Genomic DNA, 22,816 nt, shown 5'->3' on the forward strand with positions numbered 1-22,816 from the left:
CGTTTGAGATTTGAGAGGGGCTGCTCCTAGTACGAGAGGACCGGAGTGGACGAACCTCTGGTGTTCCGGTTGTCACGCCAGTGGCATTGCCGGGTAGCTATGTTCGGAAAAGATAACCGCTGAAAGCATCTAAGCGGGAAACTTGCCTCAAGATGAGATCTCACTGGGACCTTGAGTCCCCTGAAGGGCCGTCGAAGACTACGACGTTGATAGGTTGGGTGTGTAAGCGCTGTGAGGCGTTGAGCTAACCAATACTAATTGCCCGTGAGGCTTGACCATATAACACCCAAGCAATTTGCATGCTTCGAGCTGAAAAGCGAAAAGGCACCAGATTGCGGTGTGTGAAGACGCAATGAACCGAAAGTTCGCACCACACACAAATCTATCACTTACCCAATTTGCTGAAGCGAGACCGTCTGGTCACGACTCGGTACCCGAATTTCTTGACGACCATAGAGCATTGGAACCACCTGATCCCATCCCGAACTCAGCAGTGAAACGATGCATCGCCGATGGTAGTGTGGGGTTTCCCCATGTGAGAGTAGGTCATCGTCAAGATTAAATTCCGAAACCCCTATCTGCGCATGCAGGTAGGGGTTTTGTTTTTGTCCGCGGGAAAGCCGCGGCTGCTGGATTTCTACGGTAAGCAAACAGCGTACCCATCTTTTCATCGTATGCGTCCGGCCATCACGCCTTGCGTAACTAAACCGGTTGCCACTTATGCGGCAGCAACTCATCGATTTCACTCGCCCGCTGCGTCGGCAGGCGCGTGAGAACATCCTTCAGATATGCGTACGGATCATGGCCATTCAGCCGTGCAAACTGGATCAAGCTCATCAGCGCCGCCGCTCGCTGGCCGCTGCGTGTGCCTTTGAATTGCCTGTAAATCTCGAAGTACATTCAGTTCGCTCCCTGCGATAGATCGTGCGACAACCTGTGTGACGCATCGATGCAAGCCTGGCGGAGCGGGTTTTTTGGCTATCGGACACTTGTTTCCAATCGTTGGCGGATGTTCTGAGGCGGCGGGTTAGAGCGGGTGGATCAGCCTCTGAATTGTCCAAAACGACACTGTTTCACCCTTGCAACACCTTCGGAGCTACTGCTTAATACGCAATCGCTCATAACGTCCAAAATCTTTCGGCGACCGAAAACCACTATAAAAAGAGCACTCCATTGACTGAGCACGGAACGCAACTGGCCTCCCAGGTGACGTTATCGCTGGTTGTCCCCGTTTTTAACGAGGACGACAGTCTCGACACGTTTCTCCTGCGCATTGAGGAAGTCTTCCGGCAGCAGGAATTGATAAAGCTTGAATTGGTATTCATCAATGACGGCAGCACTGACGCCACGCTTGCACGTCTGCTTGAGCGCCAGCAGCATGATTCGCGTCTGCGCATCGTTGACCTGAGTCGCAACTTCGGCAAAGAAGCGGCATTGTCCGCCGGTTTACAGATCGCCGCCGGACAGATCGTTGTGCCGATCGACGCCGATCTGCAGGATCCGCCAGAAATCATTTTGCAGATGATCGAGCGTTGGCGAGAGGGCTATGAAGTGGTGCTCGGTCACCGGATCAGCCGGCGTAGCGATACGTGGACCAAACAGACTTCCGCCCACTGGTTCTATCGCCTGCACAACAAGATTGCTGAGCAGCCGCTGCCGGAAAACGTTGGGGATTTTCGCCTGATGGATCGCTGTGTGGTCGACGCCTTGCTGACCTTGCCCGAATCCCGGCGCTTCATGAAAGGCCTGTTTGCCTGGTTCGGGTTTCGCACCACCCACGTTGATTACAAGCGTCCCGAGCGGGTGGCGGGGCAGAGTAAATTCAATGGTTGGCGGCTGTGGAACTTTGCGCTGGAAGGTATCACCAGCTTCAGCACTGAGCCTTTGCGAGTCTGGACGTACATAGGGGCGCTGGTGTCGCTCGTCTCTTTCGCTTTTGCCATATTTATCGTGGTGCGCACGTTGATCCATGGTGTCGACATGCCCGGTTACGCCTCGCTGATGGTCGCCGTAACGTTCCTTGGTGGCCTGCAACTGATTGGCATCGGCGTACTCGGTGAGTACTTGGGCCGCACTTACATCGAATCCAAACGCCGGCCGGTTTTTCTTGTGCGCCGTGTCTACGACCCCAAGGCCTAAAGCATGGATCTCAAGGAAATCGACATCCTCGGCGATAACATCGACGAGCATTGGTATTACTGCTCGAAAGCAGCAGCGACCCGCCGCCTGCTGGGTGACGCGCCAATCAAGCGGATTCTCGACGTGGGCGCTGGTTCCGGTTTTTTTACCCACCATCTGTTGACTCATACCGAGGCGCGCGAGGCCTGGTGTGTCGATATCAGCTACCTCGCCGATTCCAGCGCGACCACCGCTGGCAAGCCGGTGCACTACCGTCGCAGCGTCGAGACCGTCAACGCCGATCTGGTGCTGTTGATGGACGTGCTGGAGCATGTCGATGACGACCTCGGTTTGCTCAAGACTTACGTCGATACAGTGCCGTCAGGCAGCCGGTTCCTGATGACAGTGCCTGCCTTCCAGTTCCTCTGGAGCGGCCACGACGACTTTCTCGAACACAAGCGCCGCTACACCCTGGCCCAATTTGAAACTCTGGCCCGGAACGCGGGTTTGACGGTACAACGCGGTGCCTACTATTTCGGTGCGGTGTTCCCGATCGCCGCTGCGATACGTTTGTTGCCCCTCGGACGGCAGGGTTCAGCGCCTCGTTCGCAGCTCAAGCGCCATCATCCGCTGGTGAACACTGTGCTCAAGACTCTCTGTAGGCTTGAATTGCCATTGATGGGCATGAACCGCCTGGCCGGCTTGAGTGTATTCGTGCTGGCGCGAAAGCCCTGACATCAGCCGAAAAAACAGCGTTGATCCAGCGCGGTTTGCGTTTTGCTGTAACCGGATTGTTCGTTACTGCCCTGCATGCGCTGGTTGCGGTGCTGTTCATCAATTTCGTCGTCGCACTTCCGCCTCTGGCTAACGGTGTGGCATTTGCCGTGGCGACGGTGGTGTCCTACGTCATCAATACTATCTGGAGTTTTTCTGCCCGATTGCATGGCAGAACTCTGCTGCGTTTCCTGCTGGCATCGGCGGGCGGTTTTTTGTTGGCGATGTTTGTCGCCTGGGCCGCGCAGATGGCGGGGTTGCATTATCTGCTGGGGATTGGTGCGGTGGCGCTAACGGTTCCGGCATTCACTTTTGTCTTGCACAATTTCTGGACGTACCGATGAAGCTTTCTACAACGCGCCGGGTGACTGCGCTGCTGCCCGTCCTTTTGGGAATCCTTGCATTTTTCATCGTGGTCGGCCCGCGGGCATTGAACCCGATGAATATTGCCTGGTTGGAGGGGGGGGCGATCCAGCCACCCATTACCTGGGCTGGGCTTTTTTCAGGCATTCACCCTGGACATTTCCGTTGGGGCTTAATCCGTCGTATGGGTTGGAATTGAGCAACGCGGTAATTTTCTCTGATTCCAATCCTCTGTTCGCTTTGATCTTCAAGCCGTTTTCGGCTCTGCTTCCTGAACCATTCCAGTATTTCGGGTTTTGGTTTCTGACGTGTTTCATCCTGCAGAGCTGGTTTGGCTGGAAGCTGACGGGGTTGGTCAGTCGCAATGTGGTGTTGCAATTGCTCGGTGCCGGGTTGTTTTTGTTCGTCCCGACGATGATTATCCGGATGGGAGTGCATTTATCCCTGGCCGGACATTTTCTCGCATTGGCAGCGCTTTATCTGGCCCTGCGCCCATTTACGCAAAAACGCTGTCTGGCATGGGGGGCGCTGCTTGGTGCGACAGCACTGGTGCACGCTTATTTGCTGGCGATGGTTGCATTGATCTGGACGCGGACCTTGCAGCCAAAGCCCTCCAGCGCCGCCTGAAGCCGGGCAAAGCGCTGACCGAGTTGATCGGTCTGTTCCTGCTGGTCAGTCTGTGTTGCTGGCAAGCGGGTTACTTCAGTGTTGGCGATAGTGGTCTTTCGTTAATGGGATATGGCTTGTTTCGGGCGAATGTCCTGACCTTCTTCGATCCGGGTACCTGGTCCTACACCCTGCGGGACATGCCAAGTGTGTTGGGCGACAGTGATGGGTTTGCCTTCCTGGGGGTGGGGTGTCATTTTCCTGCTCATCTGCGCTTTAGTGCTATTGCTGCAAGGGACGGGGGATCTTGGCGCCAAGGTTCGCCGTATCCAATAACGTAGGTGTAGGGTCATTCGAATTCCGGATTCCCCTGCCGGACGCCGTTGTAGCCGTCGCAACGATCTTCCGTGGCTCAGGGCGGATGATCTGGCCGGTGATGTACATGGTTATTTTTGTCACTCTTTATGTGGTTCGCGGGCATACCCCGCGCACGGCGGTGTTGCTGTTGAGCATTGCTTTGGTGATTCAGGTGGCGGATACGCGATCGGGATGGACAGTCTCGCGCGGTTTATTCATGACTTCACCGGCGTCCGAGTGGAAGACGCCACTGGCAGATCCTTTCTGGCAACAAGCAGCAAAGCATTATCAGTACGTGCGATGGATTCGCCCGCAGAACTTATCGGAACAGTGGATGACATTGGCCGACTATGCGCATACCCATCATCTACCCACAAATGCCGTCTATCTTGGGTGAGTCAGTTCGCTGGCCGTCGAGGCGGCGCAGGCTCAGTCGGTTCGGATGCTGGATTCGGGAAGTTACGCGCAAGATACCCTGTACGTGCTGGATAACCGCTCCTTGCTCCAGGCTGCCCAGACATTGAAGAGTGATATCGATGTGCTCGCCAGAATTGACGGTTTGAATGTGTTGGCACCGGGATGGAAGCGCTGTAACGATTGTCCGCCCGTATTGGCGCCGGATGCATTGAAGCTGATTCCGGAACTCAAGCAAGGCGAGAGAGTGGTGTTCAGTAAAGAGAGTCCGGCGGTGGATTATTTGGCCAAGGGATGGTCGCTTAACGAACCGTGGGGAACCTGGTCCGAAGGCGCCGAGTCGCAAATCGTTTTGCGGCCAACATCAAGGGTGAATTCATTGTTGCTGGAAACCAGCGCGTTGCTCGCACCTACGCACACAGAGCAGTCGCTGGAGATTGTCGTCAATGATGTGAGTGTACTGTCCACCCGGTTGGTCAAGCCTGAAGCAAACCGAATCAACATCGGATTACCCGCAGCCGTGCAACAGCTCATCGAACGTCAAGGCGTACTGCGTATTTTTTTCAAATACTCCAATGCCATCAGTCCGGGAGAGCTTGGCATGAGTAACGACCCGCGCAAACTGGCATTCGGATTACAGGCGCTGACTTTGAATTGAACAAACGTAACGTCTGCACCGGCATTGTCTATCGTTCAGGCACGTAGACGTTATCCCCGAGCCTTTCTACACTGCCTTCCAGTCTGGGGATCGGGGGGCAGTGGATGAATCGCAACGAACTACGCAAGGCGGATATCAACCTGATGGTGGTATTCGAAACACTGATGCTCGAGCGTAATGTCACTCGGGTGGCGGAGAAGCTGTTTCTCGGTCAGCCGACCATCAGTTCGGCGCTCAACCGCTTGCGTGCAATGTTCAATGATCCGCTGTTCATACGCGTCGGCCATCGCATGGAACCGACAGCGCGGGCAGAGGAGATCATCAAGCATCTGTCGCCGGCGCTGGACTCCTTGTCCGTGGCCTTGAGCCTGACCCATGATTTCGATCCGGCCAGCAGTACGATGACGTTCCGCATCGGTCTGTCCGACGATGTCGAGTTTGGCCTGTTGCCGCCATTGCTGCGAGTCTTGCGCCAGGAAGCGCCCAACGTGGTGTTTGTGGTGCAGCATGTCGATTACTGGCGGATTCCCGACTTGCTGGCGTCTGGTGATATCACGGTGGGTATCAGCCAGACCCGTGGCTTGCCGGCCAATGCCAAGCGCAAGTTGCTGCGGCACATCCATCCCAGCATATTGCGCGCCGATGCCTCCGACACACCGCTGACCCTCGATGAATATTGCGCGCGACCACACGTGCTGGTGTCCCATACCGCCAACGTCAGTGGCTATGCCGACGAGTGGCTGGCAGATATCGGTCGCACGCGCCAGGTAGTGCTCTCGGTACCGCAATACAGTGCGTTGCCAGCCTTGCTCGCCGGGACGGACCTGATTGCCAGTCTGCCGGATTACACCGCCGAGGCGATGGCTGCATCGGGAATGCTGTTCAAGGAGCCCTTTCCGATCAAGACGCCGACTCTGGACCTGTCCATGGTCTGGCTCAGTCATGTCGATACCGACCCTGCCGAGCGCTGGTTACGCTCGCGCCTGGAAGCGTTCATGAGTGAACGTGCCGTTTTGCCACTGCCCGAATGAACAGGGCGACGCTGTGTTATATGTATGACCTGCCCAACTACTTACAGGATCTGACTCATGCCTCACCTGCACATGGAATACACCGCCAACCTGACTGATCTGAATGCCGATGTGGCATTGATGCGGTTGAACAATACGCTGGTGGGTTCCGGTCAGTTTGCCGAATTCGACATCAAGAGCCGCGCGGTCAAGGTCGATACGTTCAGGGTCGGTACGGTACTGGCCGAGCGGGCGTTCGTGCATGTGAAACTGGCGCTGTTGAGTGGTCGTTCCGCAGAGATCAAGAAGCAACTGTCTGAAAGCCTGCTGGCGGTGGTGCAGGAGCTTTGTGAGTGGCCGACTGGCGTTGAAGTCCAGCTGTGCGTGGAGATTCTTGACATCGATCGCGATTCCTACAGCAAGACCGCCATCAGCAACTGAGTATCAGGCCGTTGCCTGCTCGACGCCGGCCTGGATCACCTGCGCTCGTAGCCAGGTGTTGGCGCTGTCCTGATCCGCGTCCTGGCTCCACTGCATATCGAGGGTGAAACCCGGCAAGCCTTCGGGCGCTTCACAGTGATTGAAAGTGTCTGCACCGGCCAGCAGTCGCTGGATGCGCCGGGGCAGGGTCAGGGCATAGTCGGTGCCGGTAATCAGTTTCAGCGCTGCACTGTAGCTGTTGGCGCGTGCGACGATCTGGCGCTGTTGTCCTTGCTGCGCAAGCCAGCCGTCGACCATGTTGGTGGCGGACGTCCAGGGTGTCGGGAACACGTGTCGACGTTCGACATAGGTTTGCAGACTCAAGCGCGGTTCCGCCGGCGTGGCGCGTTTGTCGAAAACACACACCAGATCGTCTTCGAGCAGCGTCCGGGATTTGAAGTCGACGTGACTGCGATGAAAGTGCGGGCCGAAGCACATCACCAGGTCGAGGCTGCCTTCGCGCAACGCTTCGGCAGGGATATCGGCTTCGAGTTTGAACACATTGACCATCACTGGAAGATCGGCGAGGTCGAAGCGTTTCAGCAGGCGCGGCAGGATCAACTGTTCGAAATATTCCGGTGCGCAGATGTTGAAGGTCACGGGTTTCAGCCCGGGGTCGAACGTGGGTGGGCCGGCGTGACACAGGTTGATGCTTTCCAGGACTTTCAGCACATGAGGGTACATCGTACCGGCCTTGCAGGTGGGCTGCATGCCACCGGTGCGGGTATTGATGAACAATTCGTCCCCGAAACAGGTGCGCAGTTTTTTCAGGCAGTAACTCACCGTGGACTGGCTGACGCAAAGCGTCTCGGATACGCCGGTGACGCTGTTTTGCTCGTACACGGCGACGAACACCATGAGGTCCTGCATGTCGAGTTTTCTAAGCGAATTACTGTTCAGCATCCATTGCGTCTCGCTGCGTCCCTTGCACTGACCGTGCGCAAGGATGAGCGAAAGATCCTAGCGGAATGAGCGAGCAGGGAGAATGCCTTGCAGGACGTTTCGCCCAGGCCCGTGTCAGCCCTGGACCATCGCCGACACGGAGCGGCGGCTGGACATCAACAGCGCGAACATGCCGAGGCCCACCAGCACCGCGCCGGCCATTTCCAGCGGCAGCGGCGTCTGGCGCCCCCACAGCCAGTGAAACAGGGTGATGAACAGCGTACTCAGGTAGATGTAGGAAATCACCGAGGACGGCGCGATCACGCCGATGGCCCGATGCAGCAGCCAAAACGTCGCCAGGGTGGCGAATACCGCCAGGTACATCAGCCAATAGAAATCGCTGAGCGTCAGCAATGATGCCGAGCGCCAACCGCCACTGAATCCACAGAACACCAGCAGAAACAGCGCACCAAACAGCATGTTCCAGAACGTCATGGGCACCGGCCCACGCCCCTTGAGGCTGTTGGCTTTCAGGCGCTGGCTGAGAGGGGCGTAGAGTGCCATCGCCAGGCAACCGATGCCGTACACCGTCAACGCATACGGCGATGGCAATTCGTCGGGGCCGGTGCCTTTCATGATCAACAAAACCGCCCCGGCAGCGGCGAGCAGCATCGGCACAATCCGTTGTTTCAGGCGGCTGTCAGGTGTCAGCACGGCTTCGAAACCCAGGGTCATCAGCGGCACCAGCGTGAACATCGTCCCGGTGTTGACGGCCGAGGTGTAGCGCAATGCTTCGAACAGCGAGCCGAAGTACAGCGCCAGCAGCAGGCCGAGCACCGCGTGACCGAGCAGCCCACGAGCGGTCATGATCGCATCGCCTTTTAACAGCAACAGCGGCAGAAACACCAAGGCACAAAACAGCAGACGCAAACCGGTCAGCAGGATCGGGTCGATGGCCTGGCTGACTTGCGCCGCCGCGGAAAACGACGCGGCGATCAACAAGGCCCAAAGCAGCATGCTGGCGTGAGCGGCGGCGAAACCGATGGTTTTCATGGCAGGCTCCGGATCAATGGATGTGGCGGGTGTAGTGCCTTGGGTTGAAGCGAAAAACCATCAACATCATCAGTGCCATGACTGCTGTCAGCGACCACCAGGCCCATTCAAAGCTGCCGAGCCGGTCGCGGATTATCCCCGCCAGCAGCGGCGACAGGCCGGCGATCAAGTAGCCAATGCCTTGAACGAAGGCGGTCAGGCCACCAGCGCGCAAGGGATTGTCCAGGTGATCCAGCGATACGATCAGGCTCATCGGGAACAGGCCGCCAATGCCCAGCCCCAGCAGGCATGGCCACATCAGGCTCAAATGTTGTGGGCTCAGAATCAATCCGCAGAAACCGGCGATGATCAGTACAAGCAATACCATCAGCACGACACGGCGGTCGCGGCTGCGATTGGCGATGACGGGCGTCAGCAGGCCCGACAGCACTTCCATGGCGGTCAGAAATCCGAGCAGCAATCCGGCGTGCTGCTCGCTCCAGCCCTTTTCCACGTAGTACGGCGCCAGCCAGGCCAGGACACAGGTGTAGGACGCAGTGCCCAGGCCAAAGAAGATCGCGAGTAACCACGCGCGGGAATTGGCGAAGAACGAACCATTACTGGAGGCCTTTGAATCCCGTATCGGCATCTCCGCCCGTTGGGTACCCCAGAGCAGCAATGCCAGCACGGCGAGAATCGCCCAGATCGCCAGGCCCATACGCCAGCTGCCGGTACGTTCCATCACCAGTGGCGCAAAGGAAGCACCCATGGCGGCACCGCCCATGATCGACGTGACGTAGAGTCCCATACACAGGGCGACATTGTCGCTGAAGCGGGATTTGATCAGCGCTGGCATCAGCGCCTGGATCAGGGCTATCCCGATACCTGCCAGTACCGCGCTGAGAAGCAGCTCCGCAGCTGAATCAAGGAGCAACCGCGAAAGCGTGGCCACGCCGATGATCAGCAACGAGAACACCACCGTGCGCTGGTCGCCGAATCGCTGGCTGACGTGCAGGCCGACAAACATCGCCAGTCCCATGGCCGTCACTGGCAACATGGTCAGCAGTGAAGCCTGGCTGAAGCTCAGCGCAATGTCGTCGCGAATCGCCGAGAGCAGAGGCCCTACAGCGGCCATGGAAGGGCGCAGGTTCAGGGCAACCAGGACAATGCTGAACATGAACCAGAGGGCAGGGCGGGAAGTGGCTCGGGTGTTTTCCATGATCGGACCTTGAACAGTAGGGTTCCGATTAGGCGCGCGAGGCCTGGAGGCGGCAAATCAGAAATTCCGACGAAGTATTTAGAAATTAAATACAAGTCGCAGCCAAATGTTTAGTCAGGCCTTATCCAAGGTTCTTCAAATCCCGATTTAACGACTCAACCCATCGTGTGACGCTGCGGGTCATCTGTTTTCTGCGGTTCTCTCTATGGACGGTTGGCCAGTCGTAATCTATTTCAAGGCATCCATCGACGCTCGAGCGTCGAGCCTTCTTCGTCGATTCACGCCCGCCACCGCGCCAAACCTCTCTGCACTTCCTTCTGAACTGGCCTTCTGGGCGCTGTGGCATTGCCGCCATGCGCGCCCGCCGGATTCCTGCTTTTTCCGCTGATTGTTCCTACCTATTCCGGTTGATGCCGGGATTAACGTGCGGGTGCTTTTGCGTACCCGTCTGACACGGAAAAAGAGAATTCCCATGAGTTGTGCCACGACCTCGTTTGCCACCAGGCTTGAAGCCCAGACATTTCTGGAGCAGAACCCGGACATTGAAATGTTCGAACTGTTCATCCTCGACAACAACGGAGTACCGCGGGGCAAGCTGCTGCATCGTGACGAGTTGCTGGCGGTGTATGAAAGCGGACGGCCATTGCCGAGCACCATCCTCGGCCTGACCATCAATGGCGATGACGTGGAGAACTCCGGGCTGGTCTGGGATGTCGGTGATATCGACTGCTGGGCCTACCCGATCAGCGGCAGTCTCACGCGCATGCCGTGGCGTCTGATACCGACGGCGGCCGTGCAGGTCAGCATGCATCCGACGGAGGGAATGCCCGCCACTATTGCCGATCCTCGTCATTTACTGGCGAAAGTCGTCGAAGGTTTACAGGCTGACGGCTATTACCCGGTCATGGCAGCGGAACTGGAGTTCTACCTGCTGGATCAGCAACGCGACAGCAATGGCCGGCCACAACCGGCACGGGATGTCGATGGCGGGCGTCCGCGCGGCACTCAGGTCTATGGTTTGCGCGAGCTTGAGCAGATCGAACCGTTCCTGGCCGATCTCTATAACGCCTGCAAGCTCCAGGGGATTCCAGCGCGCACGGCCATTTCCGAATACGCGCCGGGGCAAGTGGAAATCACCCTCGAACATCGCACCGACGCGCTACAGGCGATGGATGAAGCGGTGCGCTACAAGCGTCTGGTCAAGGGGGTGGCGCACAAGCACGGCATGACAGCCTGTTTCATGGCCAAGCCTTTCGATGACCTGGCCGGCACCGGGATGCACATGCACGTGAGCCTGGCGGACAAGGATGGCAACAACCTTTTCGCCAGCGAAGCCCCGGATGGAACGCCACTGCTCAAGCAGGCCGTCGCAGGCATGCTCAGTACCTTGCTCGATTCGCTCTTGCTGTTCTGCCCCAACGCCAACTCCTACCGTCGATTCCAGGCCAACAGCTATGCGCCACTGGCGGCCACCTGGGGCGTGGACAATCGCACCGTGAGTTTGCGCGTACCGGGCGGGCCGGCATATTCCCGGCACATCGAGCATAGGATCTGTGGCGCAGATGCCAATCCTTATCTGGCGGCTGCGGCGATTCTGGCCGGTATTCATCGCGGTATCCGCGAACAACTCGACCCTGGTGCGCCGGTGGAAGGCAACGGCTACGCCCAGGCTGCGAGACTGTTGCCGACAGACTGGCTGACCACCTTGCGATCGCTGGAAGGTTCGAGTTGGGCCAAAGAAGCCTTCGGCGGGGAATTCCTCAGTGTCTACCTGGCGGTGAAACGCGCCGAATATCGCCAATTCATGGGGGAGGTCGGTGAGCAGGACTGGCGCTGGTATTTGCATCAGGCTTGAGTCGAAGCTGTACCGGAGCTGAACCATTCTCAAATAGTCTGGAAGTATCAGGCTGGTTTATAAGCCAACTGATTGTTGGCTTCTTTTTCACGAAAAATTGATGGTTGGCTATCTAAAATTAGAGCTGTCTCGGTAAATGAAATTTTCACATTTGCCGAAGACACTTTTTCAGGACCCGCCGAATCTCATGCTTAAGATTAAAGCCGTGCGCCCCGAATGGGTGACACTGATTGCCAGCGCATTTTTGTTAGTTGGCTTCAATTTTGTACTCTGGCAGCACCTGTTCGAAATCACCGCATCCGACGGCAAAGGCATCGTCATGCGCGTGGCCTTTGGGGTGATGATCTTCGCGGCCTTCAACATTGTGCTGACCCTGCTGGCATTCCGGCCGGTGCTCAAGCCGGTCCTGACCCTGCTGTTCATGATCAGTGCGGGCGTGGCGTATTTCATGAGCCAGTATGGTGTTCTGATCGACACCGGCATGTTGCGTAACTTCGCTGAGACCAATGCTACGGAAGTGCGCGACTTACTGTCGCCAAAGTTGTTTGTTTTTATTGTGCTGCTCGGCGTTTTACCGTCTTGGCTGTTGTGGAAGACACCGGTTAATTATCGTCGCTGGCACCGTGAACTACTCAGTAAAGTTTTGGTGACTTTTGCCTCGGCAGCGGTCATTGGTGGTGTTGCACTGGTTAACTATCAAGGCCTGTCCTCGCTGTTTCGCAATCACCACGAGTTGCGCCTGATGGTGGTGCCAAGCAACTACATTGGTGCCTCGGCTGGTTTCTTGCGCGAGAAAGTAGCGAGCGCACAACAGCCCTTTGTCAAAATCGGTGAAGATGCCCAACGCAATCCAGCCTGGCAAACTCACGGGCGCAAATCCCTGACGGTTCTTGTCGTGGGTGAAAGTGCCCGGGCGGAGAACTTCGGCATCCTTGGCTACAACCGTGACACCACGCCGAAACTGAGTAAGGAAGACGGCCTGATCGCCTTCACCGATGTGCATTCCTGCGGGACTGAAACCGCCGTATCGGTGCCTTGCATGTTCTCCAATATGGGGCGCAAGGACTACAACGCCAGCAAGGCAAAGAACGAAGAAGGCCTGCTTGACGTGCTCAAGCACGCGGGTATCGACGTGATCTGGCGTGACAATCAGTCAGGCTGCAAAGGTACGTGCGATCGCGTCACCATTCAGGACGTCAGCAATCTGAAAGATCCGGCGCTGTGCGCCAACAGTGAATGCCGCGATGAAATCCTGCTGCAGGGGCTGCAACATTTCATCGATACCCTGGACAAGGATACAGTATTGGTATTGCACCAGATGGGCAGCCACGGTCCGGAGTACTTCAAGCGTTATCCGAAAGAGTTCGAGCGCTTCACCCCGGTTTGCGAGAGTAATGCCCTGAACAATTGCAGTCGCGAAAGTATCGTCAACGGCTACGACAACACCCTGGTATATACCGACCATGTACTGTCGACCTTGATCGATCTGTTGCGCAGTAACCAGGACAAAGTGGATACCGCGATGCTGTATCTGTCGGACCACGGCGAGTCCCTGGGTGAATACAACTTGTTCCTCCACGGCACGCCTTACATGCTGGCACCCGAGCAGCAAAAGCATGTAGCCATGTTTGCGTGGTTCTCCGACAGCTATAAAAAGTCGTTTGCGGTAGATACCCGTTGCCTGCAACAGAATCGTGAAAAGCCCCTGAGCCAGGACAACTTGTTCCATTCGATGCTTGGCCTGCTGGAAGTCAACAGCAAGGTCTACAACCAGGATCTGGACATGTTTGCCGGATGTCGTGGTCCAGTGGTCAACGGTGTGTTGGCCAAAGATTGAGTGCACAGGTTTTGTTTCACACGGCGGCCGCTGACTTGCGGCCTGTAGAACTTTCATCAAGAGCCATTGCACATGTCCGCTCAGCCTCCATCCGCCATCGAGCTTGAGATTGCCCGGCGCTACGACCAGGAGCACGCGCGCGTCTGCCTTCAGCCGCAAGCGCCGGGTCTGGCCGGGCGTCTGGCGCTCTGGCGTGAGGAGCGTCTGGTGCGCAATGCGCTCAAGGTCGCCGGCGAGCCGGGCCTGATCCTGGATGTGGCCTGCGGTGTGGGGCGTTTCTGGTCGGTGCTGGCCGAGCATGCGAATCGGGTAATTCTCGCGACAGATCCATCTCAAGACATCCTTGATCACGCTCGCACCCATCACCCTCAGAGTTTGTTGAAGCGGATCAAGACCTTTCAAAGCTCGGCGTTCTCGATTGGCTTGTCGGAGAACGCGGTTGACTGCATTTTTTGCATGCAACTGTTTCAGCACCTCACCAACCCGGAACATCGTCTGGCGATGCTGGGCGAGTTTTACCGGGTCAGTCGCGATACGGTGATTGTCGCAGTGCGCCTCGACGGTCTTTTCAAGGCCGCGCGCTCGGGTGTGGAAGGGCCGTTACCGAGCAAGACCGAGGTGGAAAGCGAATTCAGGCAGGCGGGTTTCCGGTTGCTCAGCCATCAGGACTTTTTTCCGGGTTGCGCGCGGATGCGGATCTACGTGCTGGGTAAGACCAGCTAGCCCGACGTTGTCGGACTATTCTGTATGTCACGCAGTAATTTTCGCTAACGCTCTTGTTCAGTGGATGCGCGGAAATCGCCGGGGGCGATATATACTGCGCGCCATTCTTCAAGGGAGAGCCGTGTGGCCATCGATATTCACTGGATTCGCGACAACGATAGCCTCGGACGATTGTGTGCCGAGTGGCAGCAGTTGCCATTCGTTGCCCTCGACACCGAATTCATGCGGGTCGACACCTTCTACCCGATCGCCGGCCTGCTGCAGGTCGGCGATGGCGAACGCGCCTACCTGATTGATCCACTGACCATCGATAACTGGCAACCACTGGCCGCGCTGCTGGAAAACCCGGCCGTGGTCAAAGTTGTCCACGCGTGCAGCGAAGACCTCGAAGTCTTGCTACGCCTGACCGGCAGCCTGCCGGCGCCACTGTTCGATACGCAGTTGGCTGCCGCTTACCAGAACCTCGGTTTTTCCATGGGTTATTCGCGGCTGGTGCAGGAAGTGCTCGGCATCGACTTGCCCAAGGGTGAAACCCGTTCCGACTGGTTGCAACGTCCGCTTTCCGAAACACAGATCAGCTATGCCGCCGAAGATGCCGTGCACCTGGCTGAAGTCTTCGTAAAGCTGCGGCCAAAGCTGTCTGACGAGAAGTACGCCTGGGTCCTGGAAGACGGCGCCGAACTGGTGGCCAACCTGCGCCGCGAGATCGATCCGTACGAGGTCTATCGCGATGCCAAGTTGGCCTGGAAGCTGTCTCGCGCCCAACTCGCCGTTTTGCGTGAGCTCTGCGCCTGGCGCGAAAAGGAAGCCCGCGCGCGTGACCTGCCGCGCAACCGGATTATCCGCGAGCATTCGTTGTGGCCGCTGGCGCGTACGCAACCGGATAACCTCGGTGCCTTGGCGAAAATCGAAGACATGCACCCGCGTACCGTGCGTCAGGACGGCGAGTTTCTGCTTGATCTGATCAAGCGCTCTGGCAGTGTGTCGCCTGATCAATGGCCACCAGCCGTGCCGGAGCCATTGCCGGTGGACGCTGCCGTGCTACTCAAACAGATGAAAGCCATCGGCCAGGCCGAAGCCGAGCGCCTGAACATTGCGCCGGAACTGATGCTGCGCAAGAAAACCCTGGAAGCGCTGCTCAAGAGCGGCTTTCCCAATGGTCCCTACCAATTGCCTGATTCGCTGCGTGGCTGGCGCCGCGAATTGATGGGCCAGGCGCTGCTCGACAGCCTGGCCACCGCCGGAGAACAGCCTTGAAACGTATTTGTTCCATCTACCGCAGCTCGAAGAAAAACGAAATGTACCTGTATGTGCTCAAGAGCGATGCTCTGGAACGTGTGCCGGATCCCCTGATGGCAGCCTTCGGCAAGGCCATCCACGCGTTCGACCTGGTGCTGAGCCCCGAGCGCAAACTGTCGCGCGAGGACATCACGGTCGTGCTGGAAAACCTCGACAAACAGGGTTATCACCTGCAAATGCCGCCTGCCGAAGACGAGTACATCGAGCACTTGCCGGAAGAATTGTTGCGTCGCAACGATCCGGTGTGAGCGGCAGACAGGCTCTGTTCAGAGTGGTTATGAAACACTGATTGATTTTTGCGATGGCAGCATCGACGGAGCACCACTCTGTCGGCGGCCGTCTGTACCGTTTTTGAAAGGTTTGAAGCATGCGCGTCCTGATTGCTGAACACGACCACCCCGTGTACGCCCAACTGTTACGCGAGGCGGCACCGGACCTGGAGGTGCTGACCAGCGGTGATTCCGCCGAACTGGCCAGCCAGGCCGCCGATTGTCCGGTGTGGCTCGGCCAGCCAGATTTGCTGGCGACCCTGTTACGACAGGGCCATCAACCGCAATGGCTGCAATCGACCTGGGCCGGGATCACGCCGCTGCTGGCCGATGGCTTGCCGCGGCACTATCGGCTGACCCGTGCCGTCGGCATCTTCGGACAGGTCATGGCCGAGTATGTGCTCACGTATATGCTCGGTCACGAACGTGAAGTGCTGGCGCGACTGGTCAGCCAGGTCGAGCGCAAGTGGGACAGCCGCCATGGCCAGAACCTGGCGGGGCGCAAGGTGTTGATCGTCGGCACGGGTGATATCGGTCAAAGTGTCGCGCAGTTCCTCGTGCCGTTCGGCGTCGAGTTGTATGGCGTTGCCAGCAGCGCGCGGGAACAGGCGCCGTTTATCGAAGTCGGATCAATGGCGGATTTGCCGCGGCTGGTCGGTGAAGTCGATTACGTGGTCAATCTTTTGCCGAACACGCCGGACACCCACGATATCTACGACGCGACGCTGTTCAAGCAATTCAAGCCGACCGGGTTGTTCATCAACGCCGGGCGCGGTGTGGCGGTGGTCGATGCGGATCTGGTGGATGCCTTGAAGGAAGGGCATCTGGCGGGTGCGGTGATCGACGTGTGCCGTCAGGAGCCGTTACCCCAGCGTCATCCATTCTGGACAGCCTGGGGCCTGCTGCTGACCGGCCACAGCTCGGCACCGACTTCGCCTTCGATGATGGTGAAGCTGTTTGTCGAGAACCTGCGGGCGTATCAGGCGGGAGAGGCGTTGCGCGGGGAAGTGGATTTCGATCGCGGGTATTGAGGCGCAGCGAAAAAAGATCGCAGCCTGCGGCAGCTCCTACAGGATTATGTGAACTCCTGTAGGAGCTGCCGCAGGCTGCGATCTTTTGCTGTTAGAGGGTGAAATCACCTTCAGCCGCCAACTCGCTCAATGGACGACGCGGGCTGGGTTCTTCACGGGCTTGCAGGTAATCCGCCAGGCTTGCCTTGTCCCCAAGCTTGCCCACCGCGACGGCGGCGTGCAGGGCGTAGCCTTCAGAAATGTTCAGCTCCTTGCGGGTCAGTTCCTGGTCGAAACCGGCCATGCCGTGGGTGTGCCAACCGCTCAGGCTCGCTTGCAAGGCCAGGTGACCCCAGGCGGAACCGGTGTCGAAGGTGTGCCACAGGGCCGGGGTTTCTTCGGTGGCGCCAGGCACGGCGAAGGTGGTTTTCGAGATCACGATCACCAGGGCCGAAGCATGTTGCGCCCAGCTGCGGTTGAATTCGTTCAGCAGGCCCAGGTAGCGCTCCCAGTTCGGCGTGTCGCGACGTGCGTATAGGAAGCGCCAGGGTTGCGAGTTGTAGGCCGAGGGTGCCCAGCGGGCGGCTTCGAAGAAGCTCAGCAGGGTTTCCTCTGGAATCGTTTCGCCAGTGAAGGCGCGGGGCGACCAGCGATCGGTGAACTGAGGGTGAATGGCGTAATCGGCAACGCGTGGGTTGGCACTCATCAAGAGATTCCTTGCTACGTTTGAAAGTGGGAGCGACGCAAAACCCTACTTGGCAGCGCAAAATCTGACAAGCCCGTTCTACCGACAGTCGCCAATGCTTGGCCCGCGGGCTTTCGGGCACTAGACTGGCTGCCTTTTCACCACCTGATGTCGATGCTCGAACCATGGCCGCCAAAGTAGAACCGTTCTGGATACGCAAAACCCTTGATCAACTCGATCGGGAGGAATGGGAGTCGCTGTGCGACGGCTGTGGATTGTGCTGCCTGCAAAAGCTTGAAGACGAAGACGACAACAGCGTTTATTACACGCGCATCGCCTGCAAATTGCTGGACCTGAAAACCTGCCAGTGCACGGACTATCCCAACCGTCGTGACTCTGTGCCGGACTGTATCCAGCTCACGCCGGGCAAGGCCGACGAATTCAAATGGCTGCCGCCGACCTGTGGCTATCGCCTGGTCAGCGAAGGCAAGGACCTTCCGTTGTGGCATCACCTGGTGTGCGGTGATCGCGATGCTGTGCATCACGAGCGGATTTCCCAGTCCGGGCGCATGCTCGCCGAAGGCAGCGTGCTGGAAGATGATTGGGAAGATCACCTGATTTTCCGCGCGGGCTGACGGCCGAACGTATAACGTTTCACGAAGGAGTGTGTATGGCTGTGGGATGGCGGCAGGCGTGGGTCGTTGGACTACTGGTCGTGAATTCACCCGTATGGGCAGCGAACAAAGTCAATCTGGATTATCACGTACACCTGTTGCCCCAGAGCGATCAGGCCGAAGTGCGCCTGACGCTCGCCCAGGGTTCGGCGGTGCGCAGCCTGGATTTCGACCTCGGCGACGGCAGCCACTACAGCGATTTCAAGGCCGACGGCCAATGGCAACTGACCCCTGGCAAAGCGGCGCGCGGTATCTGGCGTCCGACTGCCGACAAGGCCAGCCTGATTTACCGTGTGAATATCAGCCACGGGCGCAAGAGCGGCAGCTTCGACGCGCGCATGACGCCAAACTGGGCGTTGATGCGCGGCGACGATCTGGTGCCGGCTGCCAGACTCGATCAACAGGATGGCATCGAACTGGTTTCACGCCTTGAATTCGAGCTGCCCGGTGACTGGAAAAGCGTTGAAACCGCGTGGCCACGGATTGGCCAGAACAAATTCCGTATCGATAATCCTTCCCGACTGTTCGACCGGCCCACGGGCTGGATGCTCGCCGGCCAGCTTGGCAGCCGCCGTACTCGTCTGGGCGAGACCGAAGTCACCGTCACCTCGCCGCTGGGGCAGGGTATGCGCCGTATGGATGTACTGACCTTGCTGAGCTTCGTCTGGCCGCAAGTGCAGGCGCTGTACCCGCGACACCCTGGCAAACTGCTGATCGTCGGGGCCAATGATCCGATGTGGCGTGGCAGCCAGTCGGCGCACGAGTCGATCTATCTGAACAGTCACCTGCCGTTGGTCAGCGAGAGCGGCTCCAGTGCGCTGGTCCGTGAGTTGGCCCAGATGTTCGGGCGGATCAACGGCACCCAGCGCAGTGACTGGATCAGCGAAGGCTTTGCCGAGTATTACGCCATCGAACTGATGCGCCGGGCCGGCGGCATGAGCGATGAACGCTACGAGAGCGTGCACGGCAGACTGGTCAAGAGCAGCCAGAAAGTCACCACGCTGCGCGGTGAACAGATCAGCCCGGCGCAGGTGACCAGGGCAGTGGTGTTGCTGCAGGAACTGGATCGCGAGATTCGCCTGAAAACCCACAACAAGCGGTCGCTGGACGACGTGTTGCGCGGGGCGATGCAGCTGGGGAATATCGATACCCAGGCGTTTGTTCAGCTCAGCGAGGGCGTGATCGGTGGCTCTTCAAAGGTACTGAGTACCGAGTTGATTCAGTGAGTCCGTCATCGCGAGCAAGCTCGCTCCCACAGTGATTGGGGGGTGAACACAAATGTTGTGAACGCCACATAACCCTGTGGGAGCGAGCTTGCTCGCGATAGGGCCATCAGCCCCGCCGGACGATCCGGATCAAACCCCGGCTTTCGGCGACTTCAACGAATCATTGCGGGTAACGGTCGCCGCCTCGGCATTGGCCTTCAACTGGCTCAGTTCTTCACCCGCCCGCTGGATTTTCGCCCGCACGTTGTTCATGTCCTGACGGCTTTTCTCCAGCAGGCTTTTCGCCGAACTGTGGCCGGTAATGCCGCGCGCCAGGGCCACGCCGCCGATGGCCACCTGGATCAGGCCAAAGATCCCGCCACGCCGCAGGCCCTTGCCCACCATCACCACGCCGCCGGCCAGGGAGCCGATGCGTTCCCAGCCCTGCACGTTTTGCTCGGAGGGGCTCTGGAACGGGGTGGATTCGATACGCTCGACGCGTTTGAGTTCGCTCATGGTCTGTCTCCAGGCTTGGGTGATCGATAGTCAAGCTGACAGCCAGGGCGGGCAGCTCGTTCAATCGGATGTGCGGCGATTAGCGGAATTTTGGCCCGGAGCGGGTATTGAGCCCCTTGGACATGCGGTCGTAGAGCACGACGTTGACCGTGGCGGCCAGGTTCATGCAACCGGTGGTCGGAATGTAGACCACGTCTTCGCACCAGTCGCGAATCTCTTTATCCAGCGATCCGTCTTCCGGGCCGAAGATGTAGAGCGCGCGATCCGGGTGGGTGTATTCCGGCAACGGGCGAGCGCCCTCGACCAGTTCCACGGCGACCGGCACACAGTTGAGCGGCAGGATTTTCTTCAGGTCGTCGATGCCGATCAGTGGGATATCGTAGTGCACGCGCTTGGTATCGGTGACGAAGTCGGCGGCGCGCTCATAGCGCTTGCCGGTGTAGAACACCGACGCCACGCCATAACAGCCAGCGGCGCGCATCACCGAACCGACGTTCTCCGGTGATTTGGGGTTATACAAACCAATGCAGCTGTACCGTTTGTCTGCCACGAGCGGGGTGCCTTTCGGGAAAAAAGCGCGATTATACGGGGATTGGACGGCAGCGGTCAGTTCGGAGATTGGCGGTGTCAGGACTATTGCAATCGCGAGCAAGCTCGCTCCCACAGTTGACCGAGGTGTCCTGACGGACGCAGAACAATGTGGGAGCGAGCTTGCTCCGGGCGGCGTTCCGACGATGAGGCCAGTTCAGGCACTGAAGATTTTTAATCTTCCTTTTTCATCAACCCGGCCAACGCCGCAAACGGGTTGTGCGTGGCCTTGGCGATTTTCGGCGTGCTGAGGGAGCCTTCGTCGAAATACTGCTGGTCGGTATAACGCGAGTGTTCGTTATCGTGGCAGTACAGGCACAACAACTCCCAGTTCGAGCCGTCCTGCGGGTTGTTGTCGTGGTTGTGGTCGCGGTGGTGCACCGTCAGTTCGCTCAGGCGCTTGCCGGAGAATTCACGGGCGCAGCGGCCACAGACGTGCGGGTACATCTTCAGGGCCTTGTCGCGGTAGCCCATTTCCTTGTCGCGCTGGTTGTCGGCGAGGATGCGATCCAGCTTCGAAGTGTTGGTCGGGGTGGACGAACTCATGGGTTCACCTTTGTAAAATGACTAATGACGGTATTAAGCGAAGTTTAGCTCAGCCCTTGAGCTTCTCGGCAATCCAGATGGTGTGGCGGGTGCCCTTGTTGCCATGGGCGAAGACCTGCACTTCCTCGGCCTTGAAACCGGCTTTCTTCAGTTTGTCGGAAAATTGCCGGTCAGCGCTGGCCGACCAGACGGCCAGCACACCTTTTGGTCTCAGGGCCTTGGCGCAGGCACTGAGGCCACCGGCGGAGTACAGCCAGCTGTTGGCTTTCTGGGTCAGGCCTTCGGGGCCGTTGTCGACGTCGAGCATGATCGCATCGAAACCCTGGGGTTCGGCTTGCAGGACTTTGGCCACGTCTTCCATGCGAATCACCGTCCGCGGGTCGAGCAGCGGATTGCCAGCCTTCTCGCCCAGCGGTCCACGATTCCACTCAACGACACCGGGAACCAGTTCGGCGACCACCACTTCGGCAGTCTTGCCCAAGTGCTTGAGCGCCGAAGCGAGGGTGAAGCCCATGCCCAGGCCGCCGATGAGCACCCGTGAATTCGGTCGACCGGCGACTTTGCGACACGGGATTTCGGCCAGAGCATCTTCGGAGCCATGCATGCGCGTATTCATCAATTGCCCGCCATCGCCCCCCTGGATCTTGATGACAAAATCCTCGCCGTATTCGAACAGGCACAGGGCACCGCCGTTTTCAGGAATGGGGGTGGTGTCCAGCAGAACGAAACGTTTCATGGGGCTCACTTGAAGAAAATTGGCAGAACACGGGAGGGCAAACAGACGCAGTTGGGAGTAGCCTGTTTATGACGACAAGGTCAACGGAGCCATTGATGAAGCGCACCATTCTAACGGTCATTGCCCTGGCCGCGCTCTCGATAACTGCAGTGCAGGCTCAACAGCTGCAATCGATTCCCGTCAGCCCCGCGCCGATGCCCGGTTCGCCCGGCACCGCGACGCCCACGCCATACCCGCAAATCAGCCCGGCGCCTTTGCCTAAAGTCGGCCCCGGCAGTAGCGGTCCGCCGTTGGTGCCGATTGAAATGCCGAGCCCGCCGACCAAGGACCAGCCGATACCGGATCTTGCGCCCAATCCGCCGAAAGCCAAATCGCCGGGCGGCTAGACCTGCTGTGAAAGCAGTTGGCCGTCGGCCATGCGCAGGCGTTTGGACAGGGAAACGGCGAGGGCGCGGATGATCTTGGCGGCGATTTTCGGTGCGTCGTTGAGCATCTTTTCCAGCGAGTCCTTGCCCAGGTTGAGCAACTGGCAGTTGCTTGCGGCCACGCAACTGGCCGAGCGCCGTTCGCCGTCGAGCACGGCCATTTCGCCGAACGAGCGGCCGCTGCGCAACGTGGTGATGGTGACGCGTTGCCCGCCGGCGGTGGTTTTCTGCACTGCCACCTGACCGGTGTGGATGATGCACATGAAGCTGCCGGCATCGCCCTCCTGGAAGATCTCCTCGCCCTGGGCAATGGTGCTGATACTGAAGTAGCCCGAAGCCGCGACGAAGTCCGCCGGCAGTAGTTGATTGAACAGGCCGCAATCCATCAGCCAGTCGCGAATTTCGTTGTTCAGAAAGGTTGGTTCTGACATGTCGTGCGGTCTTTTTTGTTGTCTGGTTCGGTTCCGGATATGAATTCACCGCACACCCTGTAGGAGCTGCCGCAGGCTCGGGCCGCGTTCGGACGATCTTTTGA

Annotated in this window: 26 protein-coding genes, 2 rRNA genes and 2 pseudogenes; 20 read left to right on the plus strand and 10 right to left on the minus strand. The window is 58.3% G+C overall.

Features of this window, described 5'->3' with window-relative positions; genetic code table 11:
- Positions 1–279, plus strand: a 23S ribosomal RNA gene (locus tag AC1DXW_RS28270); the annotation flags it as partial.
- A gap of 163 nt (positions 280–442) precedes the next feature.
- Positions 443–558 (plus strand): 5S ribosomal RNA (gene rrf, locus AC1DXW_RS28275).
- Between the two features lie 144 nt (positions 559–702).
- On the opposite strand, the pseudogene AC1DXW_RS28280 reads toward rrf, so the two are convergent.
- A pseudogene (locus AC1DXW_RS28280) lies at positions 703–864 on the minus strand (transposase domain-containing protein); the annotation flags it as partial.
- 309 nt (positions 865–1,173) lie between these two features.
- Between AC1DXW_RS28280 and AC1DXW_RS28285 the strand changes: the two are divergent.
- From AC1DXW_RS28285 to AC1DXW_RS28325, 9 genes and pseudogenes are all read left to right on the plus strand, one after another.
- Positions 1,174–2,139 carry a glycosyltransferase family 2 protein gene (locus tag AC1DXW_RS28285; RefSeq protein WP_477756734.1) on the plus strand — a complete coding sequence of 322 codons (966 nt, stop codon included), beginning with the start codon at positions 1,174–1,176 and terminating at the stop codon, positions 2,137–2,139.
- Between the two features lie 3 nt (positions 2,140–2,142).
- The gene (locus tag AC1DXW_RS28290) at positions 2,143–2,853 is read left to right on the plus strand and encodes a class I SAM-dependent methyltransferase (RefSeq protein WP_477756733.1); all 711 of its coding nucleotides are present in this window, start codon (positions 2,143–2,145) and stop codon (positions 2,851–2,853) included.
- Positions 2,850–3,236 (plus strand): GtrA family protein, encoded by a 387-nt coding sequence (locus tag AC1DXW_RS28295; RefSeq protein ID WP_477760747.1) that lies wholly within the window; start codon positions 2,850–2,852, stop codon positions 3,234–3,236. Before AC1DXW_RS28290 ends, AC1DXW_RS28295 begins: the two co-directional genes overlap by 4 nt.
- Positions 3,233–3,454, plus strand: coding sequence for a hypothetical protein (locus AC1DXW_RS28300; RefSeq protein WP_477760748.1), 222 nt, complete (start codon positions 3,233–3,235; stop codon positions 3,452–3,454). The genes AC1DXW_RS28295 and AC1DXW_RS28300 overlap by 4 nt, the downstream gene beginning before the upstream one ends.
- Positions 3,379–4,202: pseudogene (locus AC1DXW_RS28305) on the plus strand (DUF6311 domain-containing protein). The gene AC1DXW_RS28300 and the pseudogene AC1DXW_RS28305 overlap by 76 nt, the downstream one beginning before the upstream one ends.
- Positions 4,169–4,615 carry a DUF6311 domain-containing protein gene (locus tag AC1DXW_RS28310; protein ID WP_477760738.1) on the plus strand — a complete coding sequence of 149 codons (447 nt, stop codon included), beginning with the start codon at positions 4,169–4,171 and terminating at the stop codon, positions 4,613–4,615. The pseudogene AC1DXW_RS28305 and the gene AC1DXW_RS28310 overlap by 34 nt, the downstream one beginning before the upstream one ends.
- An 84-nt stretch (positions 4,616–4,699) precedes the next feature.
- On the plus strand, positions 4,700–5,290 hold the full coding sequence (locus AC1DXW_RS28315) for a hypothetical protein (protein ID WP_477760739.1): 591 nt from the start codon (positions 4,700–4,702) through the stop codon (positions 5,288–5,290).
- A 104-nt stretch (positions 5,291–5,394) separates the two neighbouring features.
- Positions 5,395–6,321: a LysR family transcriptional regulator gene (locus AC1DXW_RS28320; protein WP_477760740.1), complete on the plus strand. Its 927-nt coding sequence runs from the start codon at positions 5,395–5,397 to the stop codon at positions 6,319–6,321.
- Between the two features lie 57 nt (positions 6,322–6,378).
- Positions 6,379–6,741: a 5-carboxymethyl-2-hydroxymuconate Delta-isomerase gene (locus AC1DXW_RS28325; protein WP_477756361.1), complete on the plus strand. Its 363-nt coding sequence runs from the start codon at positions 6,379–6,381 to the stop codon at positions 6,739–6,741.
- A gap of 3 nt (positions 6,742–6,744) precedes the next feature.
- On the opposite strand, the gene AC1DXW_RS28330 is transcribed toward AC1DXW_RS28325, so the two are convergent.
- The 3 genes from AC1DXW_RS28330 to AC1DXW_RS28340 all read right to left on the minus strand — a co-directional run bounded on the left by AC1DXW_RS28330 (position 6,745) and on the right by AC1DXW_RS28340 (position 9,913).
- Complete coding sequence (locus AC1DXW_RS28330) at positions 6,745–7,683, minus strand: LysR family transcriptional regulator (protein ID WP_477756360.1); 939 nt, start codon at positions 7,681–7,683, stop codon at positions 6,745–6,747.
- Between the two features lie 114 nt (positions 7,684–7,797).
- Positions 7,798–8,715 carry a DMT family transporter gene (locus AC1DXW_RS28335; protein WP_477756359.1) on the minus strand — a complete coding sequence of 306 codons (918 nt, stop codon included), beginning with the start codon at positions 8,713–8,715 and terminating at the stop codon, positions 7,798–7,800.
- A 13-nt stretch (positions 8,716–8,728) separates the two neighbouring features.
- Positions 8,729–9,913 (minus strand): cyanate transporter, encoded by a 1,185-nt coding sequence (locus AC1DXW_RS28340; RefSeq protein ID WP_477760741.1) that lies wholly within the window; start codon positions 9,911–9,913, stop codon positions 8,729–8,731.
- Positions 9,914–10,385: 472 nt separating this feature from the next.
- Here AC1DXW_RS28340 and AC1DXW_RS28345 point away from each other — a divergent pair, with 472 nt between their 5' ends.
- From AC1DXW_RS28345 to AC1DXW_RS28370, 6 genes are all read left to right on the plus strand, one after another.
- Positions 10,386–11,768 (plus strand): glutamine synthetase family protein, encoded by a 1,383-nt coding sequence (locus AC1DXW_RS28345; protein ID WP_477760742.1) that lies wholly within the window; start codon positions 10,386–10,388, stop codon positions 11,766–11,768.
- A 187-nt stretch (positions 11,769–11,955) separates the two neighbouring features.
- Positions 11,956–13,605, plus strand: a complete 1,650-nt coding sequence (locus tag AC1DXW_RS28350) for a phosphoethanolamine transferase (RefSeq protein WP_477756351.1) — start codon at positions 11,956–11,958, stop codon at positions 13,603–13,605.
- 72 nt (positions 13,606–13,677) lie between these two features.
- A complete protein-coding gene (locus tag AC1DXW_RS28355; RefSeq protein ID WP_477756350.1) occupies positions 13,678–14,328 on the plus strand; it encodes a class I SAM-dependent methyltransferase in 651 nt (216 codons plus the stop codon).
- 123 nt (positions 14,329–14,451) lie between these two features.
- Positions 14,452–15,585: a ribonuclease D gene (rnd, locus tag AC1DXW_RS28360; RefSeq protein WP_477760743.1), complete on the plus strand. Its 1,134-nt coding sequence runs from the start codon at positions 14,452–14,454 to the stop codon at positions 15,583–15,585.
- Positions 15,582–15,875 (plus strand): YcgL domain-containing protein, encoded by a 294-nt coding sequence (locus tag AC1DXW_RS28365; RefSeq protein WP_477760744.1) that lies wholly within the window; start codon positions 15,582–15,584, stop codon positions 15,873–15,875. Before rnd ends, AC1DXW_RS28365 begins: the two co-directional genes overlap by 4 nt.
- A gap of 119 nt (positions 15,876–15,994) precedes the next feature.
- On the plus strand, positions 15,995–16,927 hold the full coding sequence (locus tag AC1DXW_RS28370; protein ID WP_477755893.1) for a D-2-hydroxyacid dehydrogenase: 933 nt from the start codon (positions 15,995–15,997) through the stop codon (positions 16,925–16,927).
- A gap of 91 nt (positions 16,928–17,018) precedes the next feature.
- On the opposite strand, the gene AC1DXW_RS28375 is transcribed toward AC1DXW_RS28370, so the two are convergent.
- Positions 17,019–17,612: a nitroreductase family protein gene (locus tag AC1DXW_RS28375; protein WP_477755894.1), complete on the minus strand. Its 594-nt coding sequence runs from the start codon at positions 17,610–17,612 to the stop codon at positions 17,019–17,021.
- 164 nt (positions 17,613–17,776) lie between these two features.
- Here AC1DXW_RS28375 and AC1DXW_RS28380 point away from each other — a divergent pair, with 164 nt between their 5' ends.
- Together AC1DXW_RS28380 and AC1DXW_RS28385 are read left to right on the plus strand one after the other, a co-directional pair.
- Positions 17,777–18,226 (plus strand): YcgN family cysteine cluster protein, encoded by a 450-nt coding sequence (locus tag AC1DXW_RS28380; RefSeq protein ID WP_477760745.1) that lies wholly within the window; start codon positions 17,777–17,779, stop codon positions 18,224–18,226.
- Between the two features lie 35 nt (positions 18,227–18,261).
- Positions 18,262–19,491, plus strand: coding sequence for a hypothetical protein (locus AC1DXW_RS28385; protein WP_477760746.1), 1,230 nt, complete (start codon positions 18,262–18,264; stop codon positions 19,489–19,491).
- 129 nt (positions 19,492–19,620) lie between these two features.
- On the opposite strand, the gene AC1DXW_RS28390 is transcribed toward AC1DXW_RS28385, so the two are convergent.
- The 4 genes from AC1DXW_RS28390 to AC1DXW_RS28405 all read right to left on the minus strand — a co-directional run bounded on the left by AC1DXW_RS28390 (position 19,621) and on the right by AC1DXW_RS28405 (position 21,856).
- Complete coding sequence (locus tag AC1DXW_RS28390; protein WP_477755897.1) at positions 19,621–19,986, minus strand: YgaP family membrane protein; 366 nt, start codon at positions 19,984–19,986, stop codon at positions 19,621–19,623.
- A 79-nt stretch (positions 19,987–20,065) separates the two neighbouring features.
- On the minus strand, positions 20,066–20,536 hold the full coding sequence (locus AC1DXW_RS28395; protein ID WP_007993783.1) for an RNA methyltransferase: 471 nt from the start codon (positions 20,534–20,536) through the stop codon (positions 20,066–20,068).
- 212 nt (positions 20,537–20,748) lie between these two features.
- Complete coding sequence (locus AC1DXW_RS28400) at positions 20,749–21,120, minus strand: YajD family HNH nuclease (protein WP_007898702.1); 372 nt, start codon at positions 21,118–21,120, stop codon at positions 20,749–20,751.
- Between the two features lie 49 nt (positions 21,121–21,169).
- On the minus strand, positions 21,170–21,856 hold the full coding sequence (locus tag AC1DXW_RS28405; RefSeq protein WP_007898703.1) for a spermidine synthase: 687 nt from the start codon (positions 21,854–21,856) through the stop codon (positions 21,170–21,172).
- A gap of 95 nt (positions 21,857–21,951) precedes the next feature.
- On the opposite strand from AC1DXW_RS28405, the gene AC1DXW_RS28410 reads away from it, so the two are divergent.
- Positions 21,952–22,242: a hypothetical protein gene (locus AC1DXW_RS28410; RefSeq protein ID WP_477755898.1), complete on the plus strand. Its 291-nt coding sequence runs from the start codon at positions 21,952–21,954 to the stop codon at positions 22,240–22,242.
- On the opposite strand, the gene AC1DXW_RS28415 is transcribed toward AC1DXW_RS28410, so the two are convergent.
- On the minus strand, positions 22,239–22,712 hold the full coding sequence (locus AC1DXW_RS28415) for a cyclic nucleotide-binding domain-containing protein (protein WP_477755899.1): 474 nt from the start codon (positions 22,710–22,712) through the stop codon (positions 22,239–22,241). The genes AC1DXW_RS28410 and AC1DXW_RS28415 overlap by 4 nt on opposite strands.
- Between the last annotated feature and the right edge of the window lie 104 nt (positions 22,713–22,816).

This window comes from Pseudomonas sp. P4_C4 (assembly GCF_056402055.1).